The organism is Polaromonas sp. P1_G4, from assembly GCF_056405475.1.
This window is the reverse complement of the sequence record NZ_JBFUCA010000397.1, coordinates 1-4,062: the sequence shown is the minus strand read 5'-3', so window position 1 is coordinate 4,062 and position 4,062 is coordinate 1. Positions and strand designations below refer to the sequence as shown.

General features: G+C 57.9%; 2 protein-coding genes and 1 pseudogene. All 3 read right to left on the bottom strand.

The genetic code is table 11. The annotated features are described in order from the left end of the window. Nucleotides 1-167 (bottom strand): annotated as a pseudogene (locus AC1D1X_RS17350) (signal peptidase I); the annotation flags it as partial. A gap of 11 nt (nt 168-178) precedes the next feature. Continuing rightward, complete coding sequence (lepA, locus tag AC1D1X_RS17345; protein ID WP_477698748.1) at nt 179-1,990, bottom strand: translation elongation factor 4; 1,812 nt, start codon at nt 1,988-1,990, stop codon at nt 179-181. 566 nt (nt 1,991-2,556) lie between these two features. Continuing rightward, entirely contained in the window at nt 2,557-4,020 is a 1,464-nt protein-coding gene (locus tag AC1D1X_RS17340) for a DegQ family serine endoprotease (RefSeq protein WP_477698749.1), read from the bottom strand. Nucleotides 4,021-4,062 lie beyond the last annotated feature (42 nt).

Genomic DNA, 4,062 nt, shown 5'->3' with positions numbered 1-4,062 from the left:
CGGTAGCGCTGCGGCAAAAAGTAAAACCGCTCGGCCAGCCAGTAAATCCCGGTGACCACCGATGCCAGGAACAGCAGCAGGGAAAAGTTTCCGTCCACGACGCCGAAGTACCAGGCAGCGCCATAACCCACAAAGGCGGCCAGCACCACGGCCGTGATCGTGCTCATTGCGCCGCGCATCAATCTTCCACCTGCAAAATGGCCAGGAAGGCTTCCTGAGGGACTTCAACGGAACCGATTTGTTTCATGCGTTTTTTACCCGCTTTTTGTTTTTCAAGGAGCTTGCGTTTGCGTGAAATATCGCCGCCGTAGCACTTGGCGATCACGTTTTTGCGCAGCGCCTTGATTGTCTCACGCGCAATAATGTTGGCCCCGATCGCCGCCTGGATGGCCACATCGAATTGCTGCCGGGAAATGATCTCGCGCATTTTGGCCACCACCGCCCGGCCGCGGTAGGCCGACTGGCTGCGGTGGACGATGATGGACAGCGCATCGACCTTCTCGCCGTTCAGCAAGATGTCCACCTTGACCACATCGGATGCCCGGAACTCCTTGAATTCGTAGTCCATTGACGCATAGCCGCGGGAGACGGACTTGAGCTTGTCGAAGAAGTCCAGCACGATCTCGCCCAGTGGCATTTCGTAGGTCAACATGACCTGCTTGCCGTGGTAAGCCATGTTCAGCTGGACGCCGCGTTTCTGGTTGGCCAGCGTCATCACGGCGCCCACATAGTCCTGCGGCATATACAAGTGCACGGTCACGATGGGCTCGCGGATCTCGTTGACCTTTCCGCCGTCGGGAATTTTGGAGGGATTTTCAACCTTGAGGAGGGTTCCGTCGGATTGGAGAACTTCATAGACCACACTGGGGGCCGTCGTGATCAGATCCTGATCGAATTCCCGCTCGAGCCGCTCCTGGACGATCTCCATGTGCAGCAGCCCCAGGAAACCGCAGCGAAACCCGAAACCCAACGCTTCGCTGACCTCCGGCTCATAGTGCAGCGACGCATCATTGAGCTTGAGTTTTTCCAGTGCATCGCGCAGGGATTCGTATTCACTGGCCTCTGAGGGATACAGGCCGGCAAACACCGCAGGCTGGATTTCCTTGAAGCCGGGCAAGGCCTCGGTGGCGGTAAAGGCAGCGCCGCCTGTCCCGGGCTTGATCAGGGTCACGGTGTCGCCGACCCGCGCCGCCTGAAGCTCCTTGATGCCAGCGATGACAAAACCCACCTCGCCGGATTCGAGTGCCTGGCGAGGCTCGGTATGCGGAGTAAAGACGCCTAATTGCTCGGCGTTGTACATCGCCTCGCTGGCCATCRGCTTGATACGGTCACCCTTGGCAAGCCGGCCGTCCACAACACGCACCAGCATGACGACGCCCACATAAGCGTCGTACCAACTGTCAATGATCATGGCGCGCAACGGGCCGCCTGGATTACCTTTGGGCGGYGGAATTCTGGCAACGACGGCCTCCAGGATTTCATCGATACCCATGCCCGTCTTGGCACTGCAGGGAATCGCATCGGTCGCGTCGATACCGATCACTTCTTCGATTTCCTGCTTGGCGTTATCAGGGTCGGCCTGCGGCAAGTCCATCTTGTTGAGCACCGGCACGACTTCCACGCCGAGGTCCAGCGCGGTGTAGCAGTTGGCGACGGTCTGTGCTTCCACACCCTGGCTGGCGTCCACCACCAGCAGCGCCCCCTCGCATGCGGACAGCGAGCGGCTCACTTCATAAGAGAAGTCGACGTGGCCCGGCGTGTCGATCAGATTGAGGTTGTAGACCTCGCCGTTGAGTGCCTTGTATTTGAGCGCAGCGGTCTGCGCCTTGATGGTTATCCCACGCTCTTTTTCAATATCCATCGAATCCAGAACCTGCGCGCTCATCTCTCTGTCCTGCAAACCGCCGCAACGCTGGATGAGACGGTCAGCCAGCGTGGATTTGCCGTGATCAATGTGGGCAATGATCGAAAAATTTCTGATGTGATTCATCAACGAGAACGCCTAAGTACTTGAAAGTATTGCGAAGAGATTGAATGGAATTCGCGAGGGCCATAAAAAAGGGCGCGTCGAGTAGCGACGCGCCCTGAACCAACAATCTATGGCAACTGCGATAGTTGGAACTTCATTGTAGGCAAAAAGTCGGAGCCGAACAGTCCCGAAATGGCCATATTTTTGTCGTTGCAGGCTAGCAACATGGATCTTATGCACAACTTATTCACAATTTTATACTGCTTGTCTCTGGACAACTTGTGGGTGATCTGTGGAGCGTTCGGTATTACTCAAAATAAAGAGAGAAACCAGGTCTTTAGCCATTCCGATATATCGAAATAGCGCAGGCGGGAGCTCATATTCTACCGAAAATGGTCCATGGACCACTTTATTGTGAGTAATCACTAACAAAAAATCAGGTCTGGCCCCTCGCAAAATATATTTTTGCGAAGCACCAAATTCCCGCGCCAGACATCAAAAACCCCCATAGCCCGGCAGGGTATGGGGGTTAAAGACAGCCGCACATGCTGCCGCGCCGCCGCGAGAAAGCGCCCTGGGTAGCGCCTTCAGCGGGAAGGCCTGATCAATGCGTATTGCGCCCACTCACCCCGGCGGAACAACACGTTGATGGCCTTGGACTTGTCGATTTTGGCAAGGGCCGCTTCAAATTCCTTGACGCTGGTGACTTCGGAGTTGGCAATCGCCACAATCACGTCGCCTTCTTTCAGGCCGGCCCGCGCAGCAGCTCCTTCGGCGGTGTCCACCTTGACGCCACCCTTGACCTTCAGCTCTTTCTTCTGTGCATCGGGCACTTCACTAACGGCCAGACCCAAAGCCTGTGCTGCACCCGCCACCGGGGGCTTGGGCTCAGGGCCCGCCGAAGCCTTGCGCGCGGGTTTTTCGGCCTCGACCTCACCAATCGTGACCGAAAGGTCCTTGCTCGCGCCGCGCCTGAAGACAGTCACCACGGCCTTGGTCCCCGGCTTCACGTTGCCGACCATGCGCGGCAAGTCGCTGGATTTTTCAATCGGTTTGCCGTCGAACTTGATGATGATGTCGCCAGCTTCAATGCCCGCTTTTTCTGCGGGTGCGCCGCTCTCAACACCCCTGACCAGTGCGCCCTGCGCCTTGCCCAGGCCAATCGATTCCGCCACCTCTTTGGTGACCTGGTCGATCTGCACACCGATGCGGCCCCGCGTGACCTTGCCGCTCGTGCGCAACTGATCGGACACGCGCGCTGCCTCATCTATGGGAATGGAMAAGGAAATGCCCTGGAAGCCGCCGGAGCGCGAATAAATTTGGCTGTTGATGCCAACCACCTCACCGCGCATATTGATCAGGGGCCCGCCGGAGTTGCCGGGGTTGATGGCCACGTCGGTCTGGATAAACGGCAGGTAGTCGCCGGTATCCCGCTGCTTGGCACTCACGATACCTGCAGTCACGGTGTTTTCCAGGCCAAATGGCGAGCCGATGGCCATCACCCATTCCCCGACCTTGAGGCGGTTGATGTCGCCAATCTTCACTGCGGGCAGCCCCGTCGCTTCAATCTTGACGACGGCAACGTCACTGCGCTTGTCCGCACCGATGATTTTGGCTTTGAATTCGCGCTTGTCGGTCAACGTGACAATGACTTCATCAGCGCCTTCGACCACATGCGCGTTGGTCATCACAAAGCCGTCGGCCGTCAGGATGAAACCCGACCCGACGCCGCGTGGCTGGTCTTCGTCAGGCTGAGGGCTGCGGTCCGGCCGGGGTGCGCGGGGCATATTGGGGGGGATCGGTATGCCAAAGCGCTTGAAGAATTCCAGCATCTGTTCGTCCGCACTCCCTGAAGCCGCTGCCTTGGCTTTCTCCAGGGTGCGGATATTGACCACCGAAGGACCCACCTGCTCCACCAGGTCCGTGAAATCCGGCAATGTACGGTTCTGCGCCCAGACCGGCGCGACCGGCAGCACCGCCAGGACCGCCGTGCTTCCTACGATGGCCGCCGTCAGGCAGGAGCGCAGGGGTTTCCAGTTCAATTCAAGCATCATCAGCCTCGTCATAAATGTTGTCATCCGGCAATCACACCC